At 68.3% G+C, this 23,108-nt stretch carries 17 protein-coding genes; 1 reads left to right on the plus strand and 16 read right to left on the minus strand.

From position 1 onward, the window contains the following. Positions 1–76: 76 nt before the first annotated feature. From NGR01S_RS12325 to NGR01S_RS12340, 4 genes are all read right to left on the minus strand, one after another. On the minus strand, positions 77–2,503 hold the full coding sequence (locus NGR01S_RS12325; RefSeq protein WP_063036356.1) for an HAD-IC family P-type ATPase: 2,427 nt from the start codon (positions 2,501–2,503) through the stop codon (positions 77–79). A gap of 34 nt (positions 2,504–2,537) precedes the next feature. Further along, entirely contained in the window at positions 2,538–5,750 is a 3,213-nt protein-coding gene (locus NGR01S_RS12330; protein ID WP_084480777.1) for an arabinosyltransferase domain-containing protein, read from the minus strand. Between the two features lie 135 nt (positions 5,751–5,885). Then, positions 5,886–6,392, minus strand: a complete 507-nt coding sequence (locus tag NGR01S_RS12335; RefSeq protein WP_063036542.1) for a WKL family lipoprotein — start codon at positions 6,390–6,392, stop codon at positions 5,886–5,888. Positions 6,393–6,488: 96 nt separating this feature from the next. Next, a complete protein-coding gene (locus NGR01S_RS12340; RefSeq protein WP_245664572.1) occupies positions 6,489–7,925 on the minus strand; it encodes a DNA polymerase IV in 1,437 nt (478 codons plus the stop codon). A gap of 397 nt (positions 7,926–8,322) precedes the next feature. Here NGR01S_RS12340 and NGR01S_RS12345 point away from each other — a divergent pair, with 397 nt between their 5' ends. Then, on the plus strand, positions 8,323–9,198 hold the full coding sequence (locus NGR01S_RS12345; protein ID WP_063036358.1) for a UTP--glucose-1-phosphate uridylyltransferase: 876 nt from the start codon (positions 8,323–8,325) through the stop codon (positions 9,196–9,198). 33 nt (positions 9,199–9,231) lie between these two features. Here NGR01S_RS12345 and NGR01S_RS12350 read toward each other — a convergent pair whose 3' ends face one another. The 12 genes from NGR01S_RS12350 to murC form a co-directional block, all read right to left on the minus strand. After that, positions 9,232–9,711, minus strand: coding sequence for an NlpC/P60 family protein (locus tag NGR01S_RS12350; protein ID WP_157107245.1), 480 nt, complete (start codon positions 9,709–9,711; stop codon positions 9,232–9,234). Between the two features lie 316 nt (positions 9,712–10,027). Next, positions 10,028–10,969, minus strand: a complete 942-nt coding sequence (locus tag NGR01S_RS12355) for a hypothetical protein (protein WP_157107235.1) — start codon at positions 10,967–10,969, stop codon at positions 10,028–10,030. 323 nt (positions 10,970–11,292) lie between these two features. Continuing rightward, a complete protein-coding gene (gene ileS, locus NGR01S_RS12360) occupies positions 11,293–14,430 on the minus strand; it encodes an isoleucine--tRNA ligase (protein WP_063036360.1) in 3,138 nt (1,045 codons plus the stop codon). Positions 14,431–14,792: 362 nt separating this feature from the next. Further along, a complete protein-coding gene (locus tag NGR01S_RS12365) occupies positions 14,793–14,990 on the minus strand; it encodes a hypothetical protein (protein ID WP_063036361.1) in 198 nt (65 codons plus the stop codon). A 56-nt stretch (positions 14,991–15,046) separates the two neighbouring features. Next, complete coding sequence (gene wag31 / locus NGR01S_RS12370) at positions 15,047–15,892, minus strand: DivIVA-like cell division protein Wag31 (protein ID WP_063036362.1); 846 nt, start codon at positions 15,890–15,892, stop codon at positions 15,047–15,049. A gap of 63 nt (positions 15,893–15,955) precedes the next feature. After that, entirely contained in the window at positions 15,956–16,258 is a 303-nt protein-coding gene (locus NGR01S_RS12375; RefSeq protein WP_030523839.1) for a YggT family protein, read from the minus strand. A gap of 90 nt (positions 16,259–16,348) precedes the next feature. After that, the gene (locus tag NGR01S_RS12380; RefSeq protein ID WP_063036363.1) at positions 16,349–17,125 is read right to left on the minus strand and encodes a cell division protein SepF; all 777 of its coding nucleotides are present in this window, start codon (positions 17,123–17,125) and stop codon (positions 16,349–16,351) included. A 268-nt stretch (positions 17,126–17,393) separates the two neighbouring features. Beyond that, on the minus strand, positions 17,394–18,212 hold the full coding sequence (locus NGR01S_RS12390; protein WP_084480841.1) for a YggS family pyridoxal phosphate-dependent enzyme: 819 nt from the start codon (positions 18,210–18,212) through the stop codon (positions 17,394–17,396). A 160-nt stretch (positions 18,213–18,372) separates the two neighbouring features. Next, positions 18,373–19,104, minus strand: coding sequence for a peptidoglycan editing factor PgeF (gene pgeF, locus NGR01S_RS12395; protein ID WP_063036365.1), 732 nt, complete (start codon positions 19,102–19,104; stop codon positions 18,373–18,375). A 125-nt stretch (positions 19,105–19,229) separates the two neighbouring features. Continuing rightward, on the minus strand, positions 19,230–20,522 hold the full coding sequence (gene ftsZ, locus NGR01S_RS12400; RefSeq protein WP_063036366.1) for a cell division protein FtsZ: 1,293 nt from the start codon (positions 20,520–20,522) through the stop codon (positions 19,230–19,232). Between the two features lie 385 nt (positions 20,523–20,907). Further along, positions 20,908–21,600 (minus strand): cell division protein FtsQ/DivIB, encoded by a 693-nt coding sequence (locus NGR01S_RS12405; RefSeq protein ID WP_084480781.1) that lies wholly within the window; start codon positions 21,598–21,600, stop codon positions 20,908–20,910. Positions 21,601–21,606: 6 nt separating this feature from the next. Further along, the gene (gene murC / locus NGR01S_RS12410; RefSeq protein ID WP_063036367.1) at positions 21,607–23,103 is read right to left on the minus strand and encodes a UDP-N-acetylmuramate--L-alanine ligase; all 1,497 of its coding nucleotides are present in this window, start codon (positions 23,101–23,103) and stop codon (positions 21,607–21,609) included. Between the last annotated feature and the right edge of the window lie 5 nt (positions 23,104–23,108).

Here is a 23,108-nt window from a genome sequence, read left to right on the forward strand (position 1 = left end):
GCTGCGGGGCCACACCCATCCTCACTGTTCTACGAGACACCTCAAAGGGTTGAGGCCCGTCTCGCCGGCGCTTACCTCAGGATTCACCCGGCGCCGCGGGGATCAGCTTGTGCGACTCGCCTCGCACACTCGCCTGAACCCACCAGGCGACCTCCACCAGCACGATGCCCACCGCACCACAGGCGAACGCGGCCGTGGTCAGGCGCAGGTTGGACGGGTCGAGCGCGAAGAATTCACGGGTGAAGGGCACTGTGAAAAGCACAAGGTACGCCGCCACCGAAACGGCGATCAGCACGACTTTCCACCAGGTGTAGGGGCGGGCGACGATCGCCAGCACCCAGACCGCGATCATGATGAGGGTGATGAGCGCGGTGGTGCCGGCCTGCATCTTCTGCTGTTCACCGGCCTCGGGGCCGGCGTAGGCGATGAGGTAGGCGACGAAGGTCGCGGTGCCGATGACCACGCCCGAGGGGATCGCCAGCCGCATCACCCGGCCGACGAATCCGGTACGGGCCCGTTCGTTGTTCGGGGCCAGCGAGAGGATGAACGCGGGGATACCGATGGTGAACCAGGCGGCGATCGTCACGTGCCGGGGCAGGAACGGGTAGCCGATGGGTTCGTAGCCGAAGATCTGCGAGCCCACCCCGGCGGCGCCGACCAGGAAGGCCAGCAGCACCGAGTAGACGGTTTTGGTCAGGAACAGGTTGGAGACCCGTTCGATATTGCCGATCACCCGGCGGCCCTCACCCACCACATACGGCAGGGTGGCGAATTTGTTGTCCAGCAGTACGATCTGCGCGACCGCCCGGGTGGCGGGGCTGCCCGCGCCCATGGCCACACCGATATCGGCGTCCTTGAGTGCCAGCACGTCGTTGACCCCGTCGCCGGTCATGGCCACGGTGTGCCCGCGGGACTGCAGCGCGCCTACCATGGCCCGCTTCTGGTCGGGGCGGACCCGCCCGAAGGTGGTCCGCTCCTCCAGCACGCCGGCGAGTTCGGCGCGGTCCTCGGGCAGGGTGCGCGCATCGACGGCGTGGTCGCCGCCGGGCAGGTTCAGGGAGGAGGCCACCGCGCCCACCGAGACGGCGTTGTCGCCGGAGATCACCTTGATCGACACGTCCTGGCTCGCGAAGTAGTCCAGGGTGTCGCGGGCGTCGGGCCGTACCTTCTGTTCGAGGACCACCAGGGCGACCGGGGTGATGGTGCCGGGGGCGCCGGTCGCATCCACGGCGCGGTCGCCGCGGGCGAGCAACAGCACGCGCAGGCCGGTGGCGCCGAGCTCCTCGGCGGCGCGGGCCTCGGCCGACCCGGTGTCGAGCAGCACATCGGGTGCGCCCAGCAGCCAGTCGCCGTGCTCTCCGTAGGAGAAACCGCTCCATTTCTTGGCCGAGGAGAACGGCGCCACGGCCGTGTACTCCCAGCCGGGTGTCTCGGGAAGCGCTTCGGCGATGGCCGCGACGCTGGCATTGGGCCGGGGATCGTCGGCGGCCATGGCGGCCAGCGCCCGCCGGGCCTGGTCCTCGGCGTCCGGACCGGTGTCGATCATCCGGAGTTCGGCCAGGCGCATACCATTCTCGGTGAGGGTGCCGGTCTTGTCCGCGCACACCACATCCACCCGGGCCAGTCCCTCGATGGCGGGCAGCTCCTGCACGAGGCATTTGCGCTGGCCCAGTCGCACCACCCCGACCGCGAACGCGATCGAGGTCATCAGCACCAGGCCCTCGGGCACCATCGGCACCAGCGCGGCCACCATCCCGGTGACGGCCGGCCGCCAGGTTTCGCCGCTGGACACCAGCTGGTTGTAGATGCTCAGGGCACCGGCCGGGATCAGCAGATAGGTGATGACCTTGAGTATGGTGTCGATGCCGTTGCGCAGTTCGGAGTTCACCAGCGTAAACTTGCTGGCCTCGTCGGCCAGTTTCGCGGCGTAGGCGTCTTTGCCGACCTTGGTCGCCCGGTAGGCGCCCGAACCGGACACCACGTAGCTGCCGGAGAGCACCTGCGCGCCGGATTCCTTGGCGACATCATCGGATTCGCCGGTGAGCAGCGATTCGTCGATCTCGAGCAGTTCGGCTTCGACCACCTCACCGTCGACCACGATCTGGTCACCCGGCCCGAGTTCGATGAGATCGTCGAGGACTACCTCGCTCGGCGCGACCTGTTCGGCCTTACCGTCCCGGCGCACAGTCGGTTTTGCCTGTCCGACGATCGCCAACCGGTCCAGGGTGCGTTTGGCTCGGATCTCCTGCACGATGCCGACCGCGCTGTTGGCCACGATCAACAGGCCGAACATTCCGTCGATCACCGATCCGGTGGCCATCACCAGGACGAACAGCACCCCCAGGATGGCATTGATCCGGGTGAACACATTCGCCCGGACGATATCGCGCACCGAGCGGCTGGCCCGGTCCGGCACATCGTTGGTGAGCCCGTCGCGCCGGCGCTGCGCCACCTCCGCGGCGCTGAGACCGGGCATCCCGACGGACTGCACAGTTGTCGACATGGCTGTCAGAGTAGCCAGCGCCGCGGCGCGCGGCTCACCAGGCGACGTTGATCGGGCCGGGTGTCCAGGTCCCGGAGTGGTCCTCCTGCGTCGTGCGCGGGCGGGCCGGGACCGCGTCGGGGGCGATGGGGAGGAACTGTTGCAGCTGGCCCCAATCGCGATCCCAGTCCTGATCGAGATAGGTCGGCAGGGTGCGCGCGTACAGCAACAGACCGGTCCAGCCCAGCGGGCCGCCACCATCGTGGTTCTGCCACAGATTGGTGTCGTGCGCGCCGATCCGGTCCGGCAGGATGCGGTATTTCGGCACCTCGGCGATCCCGACGCGGTGGTCGAAGGGCCGCTGGCACGGGAACTGCAGGCCCACCGCCCAGTCCAGCAGCACCGGATCGGTGGATCCGACGACCGTGTTCAGATCCTGGGTCCGCGGTATCCGCGGCGGGGTGAAGGCCAGCCACTGGCGTGGGTCGCGGTCGCGATCGGCGGCGACGATCCGCACGGTGTCGGCATCGGCGTAGGGCGCCAGCGGAACCCGCAGATTACGCCACGACGGCGCCGGGCCGATATCGATCGGATTGACCCGGCGCAGCGGGACCGGGTCCGCGGCCGAACCACCCGGCGCGGTGGTGGAACCGAATTCCAGTTCCAGGGACTGCCCGTGGGTCACCACACCGTCGGCGTCCTGTGACCAGATACGGCCCGCGGCGCTGAGGGCGAGAATATCCGCGCGGTCGGCGACCGGGGGCAGCCGATACCAGCCGGAGGTCAGTTGGGCCGGGCCGTCGGCGTGATCGCTGCCCAGGACGGGAGTCTCCGGATCCAGGCCGAACGGCAGTGTGGGGCTGTCGGTTTCGGTCGCGACACCGGTGCCCGCGGTCGCCGCGCCCACCGAATCGGCGATGGCGGCATCGGCGCCTTCCTCGGCATCGGCGCTCAGGTCCGCCGCGACTCCGGTGGGACTGAAACCCGTTCCGGTACCGGCCAGGGCCGACACGGGATCACCGGAGAGCGGAGTGAGCATACCGCGGTTGGGGTCGGTCTCCACCAGTACGTGCGGGGCCAGGCCGCAGGTGTTCCCGGCGAGAGCGCTCAGGTTGGAACTCGCCAGCGAGAAGGCCGGGTACTGGGAGACGGCGCCCTTCGCGAACGACGCCACCTCGAACAGCACCATGAACGCGGCGGCCACCGTCAGGGCCGGCACCTTGGCGAACCGCCAGCCCCAGCGCGAGATCCGATGCCGTCCGTCATCGGGTGCCCGCACATGCCACCACGCCGCCAGTGCCAGCAGCACCACCGCGCCCAGCAGGAAGACCTTGTTGAAGGCGATACCGGACACCGAGGGCTGTTTGTCCCACCACGGGATGCTGTAGGAGGAGACGTACCACCAGGCGTTGGGCCCGGCGAACACGAGAGCCAGCAGGAACGATACCGCTGCGGCGAACAGTGCCCGGTTGCGTGGTGCGCGCATGACCCGCGGTCCGATCGCGACGGCCGTCAGCACCGCCACCGCTCCGGCCAGCCCGGCGAAGACACCGAGGTGATGGGTCCATTTGGTGGGTGTGGTCATCATCAGCGCCATGGCGCCGACGGTGACGCCGAGGATGCGGCGCGAGGGCCCCACCGCGGTGGTGGGGATCCGGCCGCCTTTCCGCAGCAGGGTGAGCAGGCATACCGCCAGCCCTGCGATCATCACGAAGATCCCGAAGCGGCGGGCCACCGAGCCGTCCACCGTACCCATGAACAGGTACTGGTAGCGCAAGTATTCGTCGAACCAGAGCACATGCGGGCCGGCCAGTTCGTGCACCCGGCGCATCTCCATCATGGCGCTGAACGGCTGGTCGGCGAAGGCCACCACCAGCACGAGGACACCCGCGGCGGCCAGCGGCAGCAGTTGCGCGAACCAGCCGATCCGCGGCGCGCGGGCGGCGAGGATCCTGACCAGGGGTCGCAGTCCGGCCAGCAGGGCGGCCACGCAGATGATGCCGTGCGGGCCGGCGGTGCAGCTGAAGGCGGCGATGAGGATGGCGACCGCGAACGGCAACAGCCGACGGGTGGCGATCCCGCGCTCGACCGAACACCAGGTGAGCAGGACGCCCAGCGCGACGATGGGTTCGGGCCGCAGCCCGTTGTTGTAGGGCAGCCATACGGCCAAGAACACCAGCGCGCCGGTCCACGGGACGAACCGGTTGCGATGTAGCGCGGCCCCGAACCGGGGCACCACCTCGCGACTGATCACCAGCCAGGCCAGGATGCCGGCCAGCAGACTCGGCAGCCGTACCCAGGGGCTGGCGGTGGTGAGATCGGCCATCAGGCCGATGAGGTCGTAGTACGGGGTGCCGATCGGGTTCTCCGGGACCCCGAAGTAGCGAAAGTAGTTCGCCATATATCCGGCGGCCTGCGAAGTCCGGCCCATACCGAACTGGTAGCCGTCGTCGGAGGTGGTGGCGCCGATGAAATGCCAGAGCACCAGCGTGCCGAGCACCACCACATCGACGGGACGGAAGGTCCACCAGCGGGCCGGCAGGAACCGGCGGGCGCGGCGCCCGTCGAGACCGTCCAGCCGGTGCAGCGCGAACAGCGAGATCAGTGTCGCGGCGACGGCCACCCAGATCGCGATCTGTTTCAGCGGAGTGGGGCTGGAGGTGAACCGGCTGTCGACCTCGGCGGTGACCAGGGTGCCCGCGGGGTCGGCCAGATCGCTGAACACACCGACCAGCTGGGGGCGGAAGTCCCCGCTGAGCACCACCGGCTCGGATCCGGTGAGCGAGGCCACGGATTCGGTCATCCCGGCGTATACGTCGAGTTCGCAGTTCGGGGGCAGTTCCGCGACCGGGACGCTGAACAGCGATTGGTTACGCAGGACGACATCGAGTTGCGCACCCGTCTCCGGTGTCGCGGGCCGGACCCGGGCCAGGAAGCCGTAGCGTTCCAGGTCGGGTGCGCCGTAGGGGGCGGTGGCGGTCAATACCCCGCCGCCCGGCCCGAGTTGCTGGATCGCCGCGCACGGCACCGTGGCCGTGTAGTCCAACGGCGCGTACGCGACCAGCGGGGCCTCGACGGAGGCGGCGGAATCGTCCTGCGGCCAGGACAATGTGGCGGCGTCGACGCGGACCGGCAGCAGCGGTACCGCTATCGCCAGCAGTGCTCCGATGAGCGCCGACACCAGCGCGACCGGCCGTGCCCAGCCACCCCGCGATCGGGATCGGGGACGGTCGGAGAGATCTGTCGGCTCGGGCGCCGCCACCACCATCGTGTCAGCCACGGGGCGCAATCCTAGCCGGGACCGCACGCACCGCTGCGGCTGCGCTCACCGATACCGTCGCAGCCATAGAACGAGACCAGCCGGTCCGCCCGTAGCGGACCGGCTGGTCTGTACGCTGCGGGATCAGGCCACGCAGGCCGGGGACTGCACCTGGGCCTGGGCGAGCATATTGCAGGTCCAGGTCTTCTCGACCTTCCACACACCGTCCTCGGCGACGAACGGGACATCGACCACGTTCTGGGTGTCGCCCAGCTTGAAGTCGGCCTTGGCGTTGATGGTGTCGGCGAAATCGTTGACCTCGGTGACCTCGATGGTGGCGCCCGAATCCGTGTAGAACTGGGCCAGTTTGCCCGGCAGTTCCGGATCGGCCTCGGCGCCCTGCACCATTTCCAGCTTCTCCTCGTTGGGCACGGCCGGGTCGAGGGCGCGCTGGAGCTGAGAGTTCAGGTCGGCCACGGTGGGCACCGGCGGCAGGTCGGACATCTCTTCCGAGGCGGCCACCGACGCGGACGTCGTGCTCGCGGCCTTGCTGTCCGAGTCGGAATCATCGCTACCACACGCCGTCAGGGTCAGCACGGCCACGGCGGCCACGCCGGCGATCGCGATACGTCCGGTCTTGCGAAGCTTCAACTGCTCGTCCTTTGCGTTCGAGGGTTCGGTGTCGTGCACTACGACAGAGCCACCGGAACCGGCGACGCTGCCCGGACCAACCTACCCGGCGGGCCTTCAGGACAAGCTGGCGAGCGGATCCGCTGAGCACAACTCCGTATTGTCGGCAGCGAAAGTACGCGCGATCCCCGGTCCTGTCGAGCGGGTCTCGAACCGGACGGTCACTCGTCCGTGGCCCGCCCCCTGCACCCAGCCGAATCCGAATTCGGGATGTCGCACATCCGAGCCCGGCCGCCAGATCGTAGCGCTACCAGCGGAAACGCTGGAAGCCCGCGGGCCGGGCGGGTTTTCGGCCTCCCCACCCGACGGTGGAGCCGAACCGGCCGTCCTGTCCACGGAACTCGCCGGTCCCGCCGGATGTCTTACCGAATCCACAGAGGTCTCTTCGGCTGCCGTCAGAGAAGCCGGCCCACCGGCGGCCACGCCGGACGATCCGGTGAGCTCGCCACCCTGTCGGTCCAGTTCCGGGAACAGCGATTCCTGCCGGATGGTGGACAGCCCGGCGTAGCCGACGCCGACCAACCGGATCGGCCCCAGCTCCCGCGGATCGATAGCGGCCCGCTGCGCGGCGGCGGTCAGGGTGGGCAGATCCTCGGTGGCGTAGGGCAGGGTGGTAGAGCGCGTGGTGATACCCATATCGGCGCGCCGGAGTTTCAGCACCACCGTCCGGGCGGCGCGGCCGTCGCGGGTGAGCCGGCGGTGCGCGGCGGCGGCCATCTCACCGATCGCCGGTCGCAGCCGCTCCAGCGTGATGATGTCGTGTTCGTAGGTGGTCTCGGCGCTGATCTGTTTCGCCTCGGCGCGTTCGGCGACCGGGCGGTCGTCGATACCGCGGGCGAGGCGGTGCAGCGCCGCGCCGATACTGCCGCCCAGAATCGATACCGCCTCGGCCTCGGGCAGCGCGGCGAAGGCACCCACGGTTTCGATCCCGAGGGTGCGCAGGCGGCCCTCGGCCACCGGGCCGATACCCCAGAGTTTGCGTACCGGCAGGGCGGACAGCAATGCCTGTTGCTCGCCCGGTGCGATCACCCGGATCCCATCGGGTTTGGCCATCCCGGAGGCGATCTTGGCCAGCTGTTTCCCGCTACCGGCACCCACCGAGGCGACCAGGCCCGTGCGCTCCCGCACCGCTGCCCGCAGTCCGGCGCACAACGCTTCCACCTCCGCCGCGCTCGCCCCGGCCAGTTCGGCCGGCTCGGCGAACGCCTCGTCGAACGACAGGGTCTCCAGCACCGGGACCCGGGCGCGCAAGGTTTCGAAAACCCGGCCGCTCAGCACGCTGTACAGCGCACCGCGCGGCGGGACCACCACCGCCGACACCCCGACCAGCCGTCGCGCCTGCTGCATCGGCATGGCCGAACGCGCACCGAATACCCGAGCCTCGTAGCTGGCCCCGGCCACCACCCCACGCGCCCCGGTCCCGCCGACCAGCACCGGGCGGCCGCGCAGGGTGGGGCGGGTGAGCTGTTCACAGGAGGCGAAGAAGGCATCCATATCGATATGGAGCACCCAGCGCCGGGAAGTCTCGCCCAGCAGCGGCAGGGCCGGCCCGGCGCCGGTGCCGGGATGCCGGTCGGTCACCACGGGGCGGCTCGCGATGCACCGGCCGGCCGCCACTGCGGCACCCGGCGGCGGCCGCGCCCGCCGCGGCCGCTGCAGGTGACCGTGGAGTCCATGAGCGCAGAATGTACGCGGCCGTACCGACAGGAGACAGGATGCGAAGCGGTCCCCGCCCGGTTGCCACGAGTTCTCTCGGCCCGCCGACCTGTCACGGGGCCCTGCCGCCGGGCCGCCCGCCCGCCACGATCGACCCGGCCACCCGGCGTTTCCGGGATCGCTGGACCCGGCCGGGATACCGCGCCCCGGCCGACGGATATGTGATGATCGGACGATGAAGATCCGTAAGGCCGTCATTCCCGCTGCCGGTATCGGTTCCCGACTACTTCCGCTGACGAAGGCGATCCCCAAGGAGATGCTGCCGGTCGGCGACAAGCCGGTGATCGAACACACGGTACGTGAGCTGGTGGCCTCCGGGATCACCGATATCACCATTGTGGTGAGCGGCGGAAAATCGCTGATCCAGGACCATTTCCGGCCCAATCCCGCGCTGGTGGCCCAGCTGCGCGCCGACGGCAAGACCGCCTACGCGGACGCGGTGGAAGAGGTCGGCGAACTGTCCCGGCTGGGTCACATCACCTATCTGGATCAGCACGGCCCATACGGGAACGGGACCCCGGTACTGAATGCGGCCCGTACCGCCGCCGACGAACCGATGCTGGTGCTGTGGCCCGACGACGTCTTCGTCGCCGAGGAGCCACGGGCCCAGCAGCTGATCCGCGCCTACGAATCGACGGGCTGCCCGGTGCTGGCACTGATGCCGATGAATCCGAACGAATCGCAGCGCTACGGCGTCCCGGTGGTCCGGGAGGACCTGGACGACGGTCTGCTGCGCATATCGGGCCTGGTGGAGAAACCCAAACCCGAGGATGCCCCCTCGGCCTTCGCCGCGATCGGCGGCTATGTGGTGACGCCTGGGATCATCGACGAACTGCGGGCGCAGACGGAGAACTGGTACACCCACCGCACCGGCGAGGTCTATCTGACCGATTCCATCAACGCCTATGCCGCCAACCATGCGGTCTACGGGCAGGTCATCCAGGGCCGCTGGTACGACACAGGAAACCCCGGCGACTATCTCATCGCACAGTTCGCCTCGGCGCTGGCCCACCCCGACTATGGGCCACTGCTGCGCCGGCAGGTCGACTGACCACGGTTCGGCGGCGACGCTGCCGCCGCAGCCTCAGAAACGGCGGATGCTGTAGATGTAGAACTGGTCGATCGGGGTGAGCCCGACCGGTACCCCGGCGCCGTAGGCATTGAGCACCTGGCCGAAGCCGGCGTAGATCCCGACATGGGAAGCGTCGGAATTGATGATGATCACATCACCCGGCGAGAGGGCGTACCGCGGCACCGAGGCACCCACTTCGGCCTGCTCCCACGTGGTGCGCGGCAGCGTGACACCCACCTGGCGGAAGGCCCACTGCACGAGACCGGAGCAGTCCCAGGTATCCGGGCCGGTGGCGCCCCATTCATACATCTTCCCGGTCTGCGAGGTCGCGGCGGCCAGCGCGCCGAGCCCGTTGCTGCTGGAGACCGGTAGCGCGGCCGAGCCGCTGGCGCTGAGCGATCCGGATCCGGAGGCCGATCCAGTGGCCCCGCTGCCGGTCTGCGCCCACCCGGGGCCGGCGGCGACAGCGCCGACGGCCGTCGCGAAAAGCATGCCGGCGATACCCCGGCGCAGTGCAATTCCGATCACTTGCCCACCCTTCTGCCCGTCGGTGCCCGGGACACCGTGCGGCATCCCGGTTTTCTCGCGGCATCCGTCACGGGGGTGGGGACACCGCCAACCACAGGGGTCACGCCGGGTGAATCGGCTCCGGCGCAACTTCACTCAGGTAGAACCGAACGAAATGATCACCGTTCCCGGTGGTCCGAGGAACCGGACTCAGCGGTATCGAGGATGATTTTGCCCGGCCCGCAGGGGGTCGACAAGCTTCTAGCAAACATCTAGCGTGTGATGAACATCACAAAAATGTTTATTGCGTTTGGGTGGCCACATCATTCAGCGTCTTGAGAACCACATCCTTGGTGGCTGTCGGCGACTCCAGGTAGACCCCCACCTGCCAGACCGGATCACCACCCGGTTCCGCGGCGAAGAATCGGCTGAAATCCACCGTGAGCTTGCCTTCGTCATTGGTCGCGGTCTCCACGTAGGAGGTACGGTCGTCGAACTTCCGCGCCTTGTCCGGCGCATCGAACCAGTCGGCATCGAACCGGGCCTGCGTGGCGGCATCGCAGATCGCTGGGCATTTGCGGAGGATGAGGTTGACCCTCTGTCCCGCAGCGGAATTGCTCTCGTCCACACAACCCCACGCCTGGGCATCCGGGATCTTCTCGATCGACCCCTTCATACATCCCCAGGAACCGGGCGCCCGAAAAGCGAAGGGCCAGTCCTCGAACGCCATCGTGTACGTACTCTCACCGGCCTGCCAGGTAGGGCCGAGCACGGCGACCGGCGCCAGCCCCTCACGTAGTACCGGTTCGCCCACGGAGGGCAGGGCACTGGTGGTGGCGGTGGTGGAGGTAGCGCGCACCGAACTCGACACAGGCGCGGAACCGGTCACCTCCGTGGATGTTCCGGTCGCGGTGTTCTCCGCCGACCCCCGCGACTGCAGTGCCACCAGCCCGACGACACCGATGAGGACCAGCACCACCACCGCGACGAGCACCCCGATCAAGGGCCCATTGTTCTTCGGCGGCGGACCGCCGTATCCTCCGCTCCCCAGCGGCGGCATCTCCCACGCGCCCTGCTGCGGAGCGGGATGCGGCCCGTGGCCCGCGGCCTGCCCCCACGGCACGCCCGGATTCTGCTGTCCCCCCTGGGCCGGGTACCCCTGCTGCCACTGACCCGACGGAGAACTCTTCTGTTGTCCCTCGGGGGAATGCTGCCACCACTCGTCGGGGTTGTCCGAAGCCATAAGCCTTCACCCTAGTGCGCGCCACCGGCCCGGTCAGGGGCACGGATACCGCAGCTCATTCTGTTCGCCGGCCGGACAGCCACCTGCGCGAACTGCTGGGACGTGGCCGGGACCTGGTGCACAGAACCTGGTGCCGGGGGCCACTGGCGGCCTCCTCGCCGGCAGCCCCCATATGAGAATTCTCGGGTGACCGAACAGTCGAAGGGCGTCGAAACGGACGCGACGGCAGTGTGGTTCCGGCGAGGCGTCGCCGTCTCGTCTCCGCCGAACGGCACCGGCGCCACGCTGCCGGCCGGAGCGGTGATCCGGCCGGCAGCACTGGCTCAGCCCGCCTTGACGATCCGGGCCCGCGCCCCGCCGGTGAGTTCCGCGGCGTCCGGACCGGCCGGCCCGAAGTCCAGCTCGACCGCCAGGATCTCCCCCGCGATCAACTCGCGATGGGTGCGCGCCCAGTCCTCCCGGTCGGCCGATACCTCGAGGGTCGCCGTGATGCGATCGGAAACGTCGAGGCCGAGCGATTTCCGGGTCTCCTGCAGATCCCGGATCACATCGCGGGCCCAGCCCTCGGCCTCCAGCTCCTCGGTGACCACCGAATCGAGCACCACCAGGCCCGCGTTACCGGGCAGGGCGGCGGTCGATTCCGGTTCGGCCGCCACCAGTCGCTGGGTGTACTCCTCGGGCAGCAGTTCGATGCCGGCGGCACTGACCACACCGTCGGCGCTCTCCGACCAGTCGCCCGCCTTGACCGCCTTGATCACCCGCTGCACATCCTTGCCCAGGCGGGGGCCGGCGGCACGCGCGTTGACCGCCAGCTCGAACCGACCGTGCGCGGCGACATCGGTGGTCAGATCGACCTTTTTGACGTTCACCTCGTCGGCGATGATATCGGCGTAGGGCGCCAGCCGTTCCGCATCGGAGGCGGCGATCGTCACCTCCGCCAACGGCAGCCGGACCCGAAGTTTCTGCGCCTTGCGCAGGCTCAGCACGGTCGAACACACACTGCGCGCCTCGTCCATCGCGGCGACCAGTTCCGGATCGTGCGGCAGCGCATCGGCGGCCGGCCAATCCGTCAAGTGCACCGAGCGCTCACCGGTCAGACCCCGCCAGATGACCTCGGTGATCAGCGGCAGCAGCGGAGCCGCCAACCGCGTCACCACCTCGAGCACCGTGTGCAGGGTGTCGACGGCGTCGCGGTCCTCGGCCCAGAACCGGGCCCGCGACCGGCGCACATACCAGTTCGTCAGCGCGTCGGCGAAGGTGCGCAGTTCCTCGCAGGCGCCGGCGATATCGAACTCCTCCAGCGCCGTGGTCATCACATCGCGCGTCTGCGCCAGCTTCGCCAGGATGTAGCGATCCAGCGCGTTGGTCGAATCCGTCCGCCACACCCCCGGCTCGGCGGCGTAGAGCTGCAGGAACGTCCAGGCGTTCCACAGTGGCCGCAGCGCATGGCTCACGCCTTCGCGGATACCGCGCTCGGTGACGATGAGATTGCCGCCGCGCAGGATCGGTGAACTCATCAGGAACCAGCGCATGGCGTCGGAACCGTCCCGGTCGAACACCTCGTTCACATCCGGATAGTTGCGCTTGGACTTGCTCATCTTGAGCCCGTCGTCGCCGAGCACGATGCCGTGCGCGACGACGTTCTTGAACGCCGGGCTGTCGAACAACGCCGTGGACAGGACGTGCAGGTTGTAGAACCAGCCGCGGGTCTGGCCGTTGTACTCGACGATGAAATCGCCGGGGAAGTGCGAGCCGAACCACTCCGTGTTCTCGAACGGGAAGTGGACCTGCGCGTACGGCATGGACCCCGATTCGAACCAGCAGTCCAGCACCTCCGGCACCCGGCGCATGGTGGACTGCCCGGTCGGATCGTCCGGGTTGGGCCGGGTCAGCTCGTCGATCGCGGGACGATGCAGATCCGTGGGCCGCACTCCGAAGTCGCGTTCGAGTTCGTCGAGGGAACCGTAGACATCGATCCGCGGATAGGCGGGATCGTCGGACATCCACACCGGGATCGGGCTGCCCCAGTACCGGTTCCGGCTGATGTTCCAGTCACGCGCGTTCTCGAGCCATTTTCCGAACTGCCCGTCGCGGATGTGCTCGGGTACCCAGCTGATCTGTTTGTTCAGCTCCACCATGCGCTCGCGGAACTGCGTCACCGCCACGAACCAGGAGGGCACGGCCATATAGATCAGCGGCCGGCCGGAACGCCAGCTGTGCGGATAGGAGTGGTCGACGGTCTCCTGCCGCAACAGTTTTCCGGCGGCCTTGAGGTCTTTGATGATCACCGGATTGGCGTCGAACACCATGAGGCCCTCGTACGGCGGCACCATGGAGGTGAACTTGCCGCCCGGATCGAGCGGCTGCACCAGCTGGATACCGTTCGCGCTACAGACATCCATATCTTCTTCACCGAAGGCGGGTGCCATGTGCACGATGCCGGTACCGGAATCGGTGGTGACATAGTCGGCCGAGAGCACCCGGTGCGCATTCGGATGCCCGGCGAAGAAGTCGAAGGGCGGCGTGTAGCGCAGATCGACCAGCGCGGCCCCGTCGTACTCCCCGAGCACCTCGGGCTGCTCACCGAGTTCTCGCGTGTAGTGGCCGACCCGCTCGGCCGCGAGGACATAGCGTTTGCCATCCGCCCCGCGCAGCTGCACGTAGCGCAGGTCCGGGTGTACCGCGACGGCGAGGTTGGACGGCAACGTCCACGGCGTGGTGGTCCAGATCAGCGCATTGGCGCCGTCCAGATCCCGCAATGGATGGTCCGCGGGAACCGCGAGCACCATATCCACCGTCACCGCCGGATCCTGGCGCATCCGGTAGGCGTCGTCGAGCTTGGCCTCCTGGTTCGACAGTGGTGTCTGCTCGTACCAGCTGTAGGGCAGCACCCGGAAGCCCTGATAGATCAGGCCCTTGTCATAGAGCGATTTGAACGCCCACATCACCGACTCCATGAAGTCGAGATCGAGTGTCTTGTAGTCGTTGTCGAAGTCGACCCAGCGGGCCTGCCGGGTCACATAATCGCGCCATTCACCGGTATACCGGAGCACCGAAGACTTGCACGCGGCATTGAATTCCGCGAGCCCCATCGAGTCGATCTGTGATTTGTCCGTGATACCGAGCTGCTTTTCCGCTTCGATTTCCGCCGGCAGCCCGTGGGTGTCCCAACCGAAACGTCGCTCGACCCGCTTACCGCGCATGGTCTGGAAACGCGGAATGACATCTTTGACATAGCCGGTCAGCAAATGACCGTAATGCGGCAGACCGTTGGCAAACGGGGGCCCGTCGTAGAAGACGAACTCCTCGGCGCCGGCCCGGTTGTCGATACTGGCGCGGAAGGTTCCGTCGGCGGCCCAGGTGTCCAGCACGGCCCGCTCCAGCTCGGGGAAGGACACACCGGATCCGCCGCCGAGATCGACGCGCGGATATGCGCTGCTACTGGATTTCTCGTCCGCCATCGCGGATACACATCTCCTCGTGCCCGGCGCGCCTTGAGGCGCGATATCTCGGCACGGGGACGATCGCGGCGCAGCGGGTGCGCCGGAACCGCGGTACCACCCCGCTTGTCCGGCCCCGGCGAACCGGGTGGACCTCTCGTTACGAGCTGTGACGGGCTCACCCGTTCGGTTCTACTGAGCGTGCGCGACCTGGGAAGCGCCGCACGACGCCGTTCTTCCGAAAGCTCCCCGGTGATGGCCGGATCGTCGCCGACTTACAGGTTTGATTCTAACCAGGACGGTCAACCACTTATACAACCGCCCGCGGAGCCGCAGCATCTCGCAACCCGGAAGGACGTTTTGGTTCTCGCCCGTTTTTCTCGTCAGCGCTTCGCGTGCTGATCCCGCGGGGGCAGTTCCTCATCGGGTGCGCGCATGGACAGCGCGCTCGCCAGCAACACCACGGCGCCGGCAACGCACACCGCGATACAGCCCCACGCCCAGACCACCGATCCGGTCGCCAGGGACAGGATCAGCAGGGCCAGGCCGATCGTGGCCAGCGCCAGTGTCAGGACAAGCATGATGACCCCCAGAACAGCAGGCCGGGCGCCCGTGCGCTCCCAGCGGTATCGGGCGTTTACTCGCCTTTGCCGAACGAGGCGGGAGCGAGCTGGTTGGCCCCGGTATCGAAGGAGTCACCCTCATCGACGGGCACCGCCGAACCACGGTTCTCCAGCTCTTCGAGCTGCGATTCCAGATACGACTTGAGCCGCACCCGGTATTCCCGTTCGAAGGTCTTCAGGGTCTGGATCCGGCTCTCCAGCACATTGCGCTGCTGGGTGATGGTCCCCATGATCTCGGTGTGCTTGCGCTCGGCGTCGGCCTGCAGCGCGTCGGCCTTCTCCTTGGCCTGGCGCAACTGGCTGTCGGAGCGGGTCTGGGCGTCGCTGAGCATGGCATCGGACTTGTGCCGCGCGTCCGCGATCATCTCGTCCGAGCGCACCCGTGCGTCGTTGACCATCCGCTCGGAATTGGCCCGGGCGTTCGCCAGCAAATTCTCGGCTTCGCTCTTGGCATCGCTGGTGAGCCGATCGGCCATCTCCTGCGCCAGGCTCAGTACCTTGGCGGCCTGCATATTCGCATCGGCCGCGGCATCGGCGGCCGAGGGGGCGGCCGGAACCACCGGGATGGGTGCCGACGGTGGCGCCTGGACCGGGGGTTTGATCGGTTCCGGAGGCGGGGCCTGCTGCACCGGTTTGCCCAGGCCCGGCCCGGCCGGACCCCGGCTTGCCTTGGCATCGGCCAATTCGGCATCGAGCTCGGCAACCCGCTGGCGAAGGTCGGCGTTCTCCTCGATCAACCGGGAAAGTTCCTGCTCCACCAGATCCAGGAAGGCATCGACTTCGTCCTCGTTGTAGCCGCGTTTGCCGATAGGCGGTTTGCTGAACGCGACGTTGTGCACATCGGCTGGGGTCAGCGGCATGGAAGGATCCCTTCGCGCGTTGGCAGATCTAGCGGCTCTGGCAAGTCTTCACGGCCCATTCTGTCACACCGGAGCTACCGGCTGTCCGAGCCGGCTCACCACCGACATCAGGATGAAGACCAGGAACAGCAGAACCATAATCGACAGATCGAGCCGAATTCCGCCCAGGGAGACCGGTGGGATCAACCGCCGCAGCAGCTTCACGGGAGGATCGGTGATGGTGAAGATCACCTCGAGGATCACGACGACCACCCCGGTGGGACGCCAGTCGCGGGCGAAGCTCCGGATGAACTCGACGATCACCCGGCTGATGAGCAACAGCCAGAAGATGAACAGTACGAAGTACAGCACCGCGAACAAGGCCACGACCTCACTCTGCCGCAAAATCGGCGCGGTGCAAAATGCCCGCGCCGATCTTGTTCGTACCATGCGGCGCCCGGCCGGGCGAGCCGCTCGCTATTTCTGGTTGTAGAACCCGGTTTCCGCGATGCGGCGACGCTCTTCGGCCGATACGTCCACATCGGCCGGGGAGAGCAGGAACACCTTGGTCGCCACCTTGTCGAACGACCCACGCAGGGCGAAGGCAAGCCCGGCGGCGAAGTCGACGAGGCGTTTGGCATCGGCATTGCTGAGGTCGACCAGATCCATGATCACCGGGTTGCCCTCACGGAACCGCTCCCCGATGATCGCGGCTTCGCTGTAATCACGCGGACGCAGCGTGGTGATCTTGGACAAGGGACCTCCGTCCTCGAAGATCGCGGGACGGCGGGCGGCAACCGGCTCGGGGCGGACCCGCTCGGCCAGCCGTCGCTCCTCGGCATCGGGATCGACTGCCAGCGCTCCCCTGGTCGCGCCGCGCAGGGAGGAACCGCCGCCCGGACGATACCGGCCGGAGGCGGCGGCGTCGATCCGGGTGGGGCGGCGTGGTCCCTCGTAATCGTCGTCGTAGGCGTCGCCCGGGTAGTCGTCCCGGCGCGGCGCGGGGTAGCTGGGCTGGTAGGACGACTTGTAGGGCACGTCGCGGTAGTCGGGAGCGTCGTAGCGGCCCTCGGGGTACCGGTCGTAGTCCGGGCGATCGTCGTAGTCACGGGGGGCGCGGTCGGAGTAGTCACGCGGCCGGCGCCCGCCACGATCCTCGACACCACGCGGGGTGCGATCGTCGACGTAGTCGTCCTCGTAATCCTCGAGCGGAACCATGCCGAAGTACGCCTTGAACTTGTGCAGCGTGCTCATGATCGTGCCTCGCTGCCGCTCGGCCCCGTCACGAGCATGCTCGTGGCTGCGCCCACAACTCGCTCGCTGCGCTCGCTCGATGACCGTGCCGCGCTGTCGCTCGGCTCCGTCATGATCACGCTCGTGGCTGCGTCGAGTACTCGCTCGCTGCGCTCGCTCATTCTGGTCGACCTTCCTTCGGCCCCGGTGGCGGCCGGGTGTTGAAGTCTTGCTCAGCCCTCGTCGTGTCCCAGCATATGTGTCGAATGTGACTGATGAGGTTTGTTTGCTACGCCGAGGTTATCGGCCGGGCACCCATGAGAGCGGTACCGACACGCACACACGTGGATCCATGGGCAATAGCTCTTTCAAGATCATCGGACATTCCGGCGGACAACGCCGTCGCCCCTGGATGTCCGGTACGCAGCCGGGCGTGCAATTCGGCCAAGCGGGCGAACTCCGCGTCCGGATCGGCGGCCCGCGGTGGAATGGCCATGATCCCGGCCAGGCGCAGTTCCGCGGCGTCCGCGATACGGTCGGCCAGCGTCGGCAAGGCGGCCGGATCCACCCCACCGCGCGCCGGGTCGGCGTCCAGGCTCACCTGGATCAGCACCTTCAGCGGAGTGCTCCGCTCCCCGGCATCCAGGGCCGCCGCGGTGGCCGCGGCGAGCGCGGTCGCCAGACGTTCGCTGTCCACCGAATGCACCGCATGCGCCCAGCGCACCACCTGGCGTGCCTTGTTCCGCTGCAGCCGGCCGATCAGATGCCAGCGCATCCCGGGGCGGTCCAGCTCCGCGGCCTTGGCACCGGCCTCCTGCGGGCGGCTCTCCCCGAAGTCGCGGCGGCCCAGACGATACAGCGCGGCGATATCGGAGGCCGGGAAATATTTCGTCACCGGCAGCAGCCGGACCTCCCCCGGATCCCGGCCGGCAGCCGCGCACGCTGCATCGATACGTGCGAGCAGACGCGCGAGGTTATCGGCCAGTTCCGCGGTACGGGAGTCGTTTCCAGCCCCCGTGCCGTGACTGTCCGGGACGGACTGCCCCGGCCGGTCGGTGGAATCCGCCGCCGTTCGGGTGGATTCGGGCTCGCTACGGCCCCCACTCATCTCCACGTGCCGATCCGCCACGGTCTCTGCGCCGTCATCGGTCTCCCATCTCCCAGTGACCGAGCATCGGCCGTGCCTCGAACATTATGCGCGAGTTGATGTTTCGCGCCGACCGCGCGGTCGCGACGGCCGGACGCGGCGCCGCGGACCGCTCGGCCCTTCACGCTGTACCCGATTCCATCCAGATCACACTGCCCAATCGTCCGGTCGGCGCGCCGCGGCGGTGACTGAAGAGTGTGGTGTCCTCGATGGTGCAGCGCGGATCCTCGGCGACCGCGGCAACCCCGGCCGCGGTGAGCTGGCGCCGGATACCCGCGCGCAGGTCCAGGCCGGGGGTGCCGCGCACCGTGGTGGTGGCGCTACCGGGCAGGTGCGCTTCCACGTCGGCCCGCATCTCGGCCGGCACCTCGTACTGCCGGCCGCTGGCGGCGGGACCGAGCAGCGCACCGATCCGATCGAGCCGGGCGCCGGCGGCGACCATCGCCTCGAGCACCCGCGGCACGATACCGATACGCGCGCCCACCCGCCCGGCGTGCACGGCGGCCACGACTCCCGCCTCCTCGTCCGACAGCAGCAGCGGGACGCAATCGGCGGACAGCACCACCAGCGCCAGTCCCGGCCGTGTGGTGACCAGGGCATCGGTACCGGGAAACGGTTCGGTACGGGGCCCGTCCACCGTGGCGACCGTGCGGCCGTGGATCTGTTCCATCCAGATCACGTGATCGGCGGGAAGGCCGAGCGTCGCGGCGAGCCGGGCGCGGTTGCGCCGCACCGCCGCCGGATCGTCGCCGACGTGATCGCCGAGGTTGAACGAATCGTAGGGCGGCGCGGAGGAGCCTCCCGCGCGCGTGGTGACGACCCGTCGAACGGTGAGTACCGATGCCGCTGTCATGCCACCGAGCCTAGTGGCAGTTCGCAGCGACCCCTTCTCCTCCGGCGGCGGCACGCGCACTCACGACAGCCTACCGCCCGCGCACTCGGCGCGGACGGATCACCGTCGGTGCCACGGCACCTGACTCAGCGGCGCATGAAATCCGGGACGTCCACATCGTCGTCGTCATCGTCGGGCAGATCCGACGGCGGCTGGATATGGGACCGGCTGTTGTGGGTCAGCGTCGGATCCACCGGCGGACGAGTGCGTTCGGTATCGCGGTAGCTCGGTGCCGGACCGCGCGCGATCGCCGAACCGGGATCCGATGATCGGGTCGAGGCCGGCTCCTCGGAATGGCCACGGGCCGCGCCGAGTTCGGCGGTCCGGGACTGGCCGAGTTCGGCGGTTCGCGACTGCGCCGAGATCTCCGCGGTCCGTCCGGAACCCAGCGATCCCCGAGTGGTCGCCGGATCGAACGTCCGCCGGGCGGGACCACCGCCGTCGAATCCCGCGGCGATCACGGTGACGCGCACCTCGTCGCCGAGCGAATCGTCGATCACCGTACCGAAGATGATATTGGCCTCGATATGCGCGGCCTCCTGCACCAGCGAGGCGGCCTCGTTGATCTCGAACAGGCCCAGATCGGAACCACCGGCGATCGAGAGCAGCACCCCGTGCGCACCGTCCATCGAGGCCTCCAGCAGCGGTGAATTGATCGCCGCCTCGGCCGCTTTGACCGACCTGCCCTCCCCTCGGGACGATCCGATACCCATCAGCGCGCTACCGGCCCCGGACATCACACTCTTGACGTCGGCGAAGTCGACGTTGATCAGACCCGGGGTAGTGATCAGGTCGGTGATGCCCTGCACACCGTTGAGGAGCACCTCGTCGGCCGAGCGGAAGGCATCCATCAGGCTCACCGCGGCATCGCCGAGTTGCAGCAACCGATCATTGGGAATGACGATCAGGGTGTCGCAGGATTCGCGTAGCAGGTTGATACCGACCTCGGCCTGATTACCGCGGCGCTTCCCCTCGAAGGAGAAGGGCCGGGTGACCACACCTATCGTCAGCGCACCCAGTTTGCGCGCGATACTCGCTACGACGGGCGCGCCGCCGGTGCCCGTGCCGCCGCCCTCACCGGCGGTCACGAAGACCATATCGGCGCCCTTGAGCACCTCTTCGATCTCGTCCTTGTGATCCTCGGCGGCCTTACGACCTACTTCGGGGTCGGCGCCGGCGCCGAGCCCTCGAGTGAGCTCCCGCCCGACATCGAGCTTCACGTCGGCATCGCTCATCAGCAGTGCCTGGGCGTCGGTGTTCACCGCGATGAACTCGACACCCTTGAGGCCCTGCTCGATCATTCGGTTGACGGCGTTCACGCCGCCGCCGCCGATACCGACGACCTTGATCACGGCAAGGTAGTTGTGCGGGGGCGTCATGAGCTCTCGCCTTCCTTCGATCCAAAGTCTGTCGTTTTCGGATGCCCGATATCGTTCCGCGCGATCACTATCCGCGGACCACGATCCGAGCAAACCCTGAACCTCAACCATAGGGTTGGAGTTATGTCAAGTATCCGACTGGTGCGGAACGCTATTCGCCGCCGTCGCGATCCGCTCGCAGGCGCGCCGAGACGATAACCAGTTTCTTCGGCGAACTTCCTTCTACCAAGGCGGTACGCGACGTATCGTGAACGGTTGCCCAGCGGCCCGCGCCCACATCGTGGGACGCCCCCGGCTCCCGCCACATGCGGTCTCCGGGTGAGCGTCCGGGGCCGAGGCGGAGCTGCGTACCGAACAGGGTCGAACCGAACAAGATTGCTGGGAATCATTTTACCGTGACCAGACTGGGACTCGAGACGTCGAACACGGTTCCCGGCTGAGTGAGCAGCGGCAGCACCACCGCCGATTTGCGTTCGCCGTCCTCGCTGTTGCCCCACAGTACCGTGCGACCGTCGCGCAATGTCAGGGAAATATCCGACGCGCCCGCGGCACGGATGGTTTTCACCTGCACCTCCAGCGCCGGCGGCAGCACCCGGGCCACGGCGACCGCGGACCGGGTGAGCTCGTCGGTACTGCTCGGCCGGGCGGTGACCAACTGCGGCACCCCGATCGGCGCGGGCTCGATCGCGTACTCGATACCGCCGGCGTCCAGCAGATGCGCGCCCTCGGGAGAGTCGTAGTACAGCACCGGGGTTCGCGGCTCGATCCGCACCCGCACGGTCGACGGCAGCACCCGCTGCACCCGGGCGCTGCGGACCTTCGGGATGGTCGCCACCCGCGCGGCCATCGCCGCGGTATCGATCCGCAGGATCGAACCGGTCTCGGGGACCTGGAGCAGTTCGCGGATCTGTTCCGCCGGGATCTCGCCCGCTCCGTCGATCCGTACCTCGCGGACCGAGAGCAGCGGCGAGAACCAGGCGAGCGCGGCCAGTGTGATCACCAGGGCGAGGGCGGGCAACGCCCACAGCCGGAAACGCCGCAATCCGCCCACCCCGAATCGTCGCGTTCCGGCCCGCACCCCGCCTCACCGCCCGTACTGCGGACGCGCGCGTAGTCCGTCCAGGACCTGGCTGCCGAGCATGGTGACATCGCCGGCGCCCATGGTGATCACGACATCACCGGGCTGGGCGAGACCCGCGACCTGGCGGCCCACCCGCGACATATCGGGTTGGTAGTGCACGGGTTTGTGCACCGCCTGCGCGACCAGCGCGCCGTTGACCCCGGGCAGTGGCTCTTCACGCGCCCCGTAGACATCGAGCACCACCACTTCGTCGGCCAGATCGAGGGCCGCGCCGAATTCGGCGGCGAAGGTCGCGGTGCGACTGTAGAGATGCGGCTGGAAGACCACGATCACCCGGCCCCGACGGGCCAGCGCGCCATCGCGCGCCTCCTGCTCCACCAGTTCGGCGGCGGCCCCGAGTACCGCCCGGACCTCGGTGGGATGGTGGGCATAGTCGTCGAAGACCCGCACCCGGTTCTCGCGGCCCACGAACTGGAAGCGGCGGTGGACACCACCGAAACCCTCCAGCCCCTGGATGATCTCGTCCACGTCGGCGCCGGCGGCCCGCGCGGTCAGCAGCGCGGCCAGCGCGTTGAGCGCCATATGCCGACCGGGCACGGACAACCGCAGGGTGCGCGGGGCGGGTTCGTCGGCGAGCTGGAAGTGAGCGATACCGCCGACATCCCGCGGTTCCCAGCTGTGCAGCCGCACCCCGACCGGAACCGGCGCGTCGGGCAACTCCCCGGTGCCGTACCCGAGGACCCGCACGCCGCGGTCGGCCAGCCGCTGCCCGGTGCGCTCGGCGAGCTCCCGGGCGCCGGGGTCGTCCAGGCACACCACCAGCAGTCCGCCGTCGGCGAGGCGATCGGTGAAATCGTCGAACACCTGCACGTAGGCGGCGTCGGAACCGAAAAAATCCAGGTGGTCGGATTCGATATTGGTGACCACCGCGACATCCGGGTCGTACTGTAGGAGGGAGCCGTCGCTCTCGTCCGCTTCGGCGACGAAGATATCGCCGCTGCCGTGATGGGCGTTGGTGCCCGCCTCGTTGAGTTCACCACCCACCGCGAACGACGGGTCCAGCCCGCAGTGCTGCAGGGAGACGATGAGCATCGACGTGGTGGAGGTTTTCCCGTGCGTCCCCGAGACGAGCAGCGTGCGATGCCCGCTCATCAGCGCCGCCAGCACGGTCGGCCGCAGCAGCACCGGGATCTCGCGTCGGTGCGCCTCCACCAGTTCGGGGTTGGTCTTGGGGATGGCCGCGTAGGTCGTCACCACCACCGTCGGCCCGCCGGGCAGCAGATCCAGCGCACCGGCGTCGTGCCCGATCCGCACCTGGGCGCCCCGGGCCCGCAGGGCGAGGACACCGCGGCTCTCCTTGGCATCGGAGCCGGAGACCTCGCCACCGCGCGACAGCAGGATGCGGGCGATCCCCGACATGCCGGCGCCGCCGATACCGACCATATGCACCCGGGCCAACTCCGGCGGCAGCGCGCCGGGACCGGTCTCCGGTGCGGTCATCTGCT

It is taken from the genome of Nocardia grenadensis NBRC 108939, assembly GCF_001613445.1.
Lineage (GTDB): Bacteria > Actinomycetota > Actinomycetes > Mycobacteriales > Mycobacteriaceae > Nocardia > Nocardia grenadensis.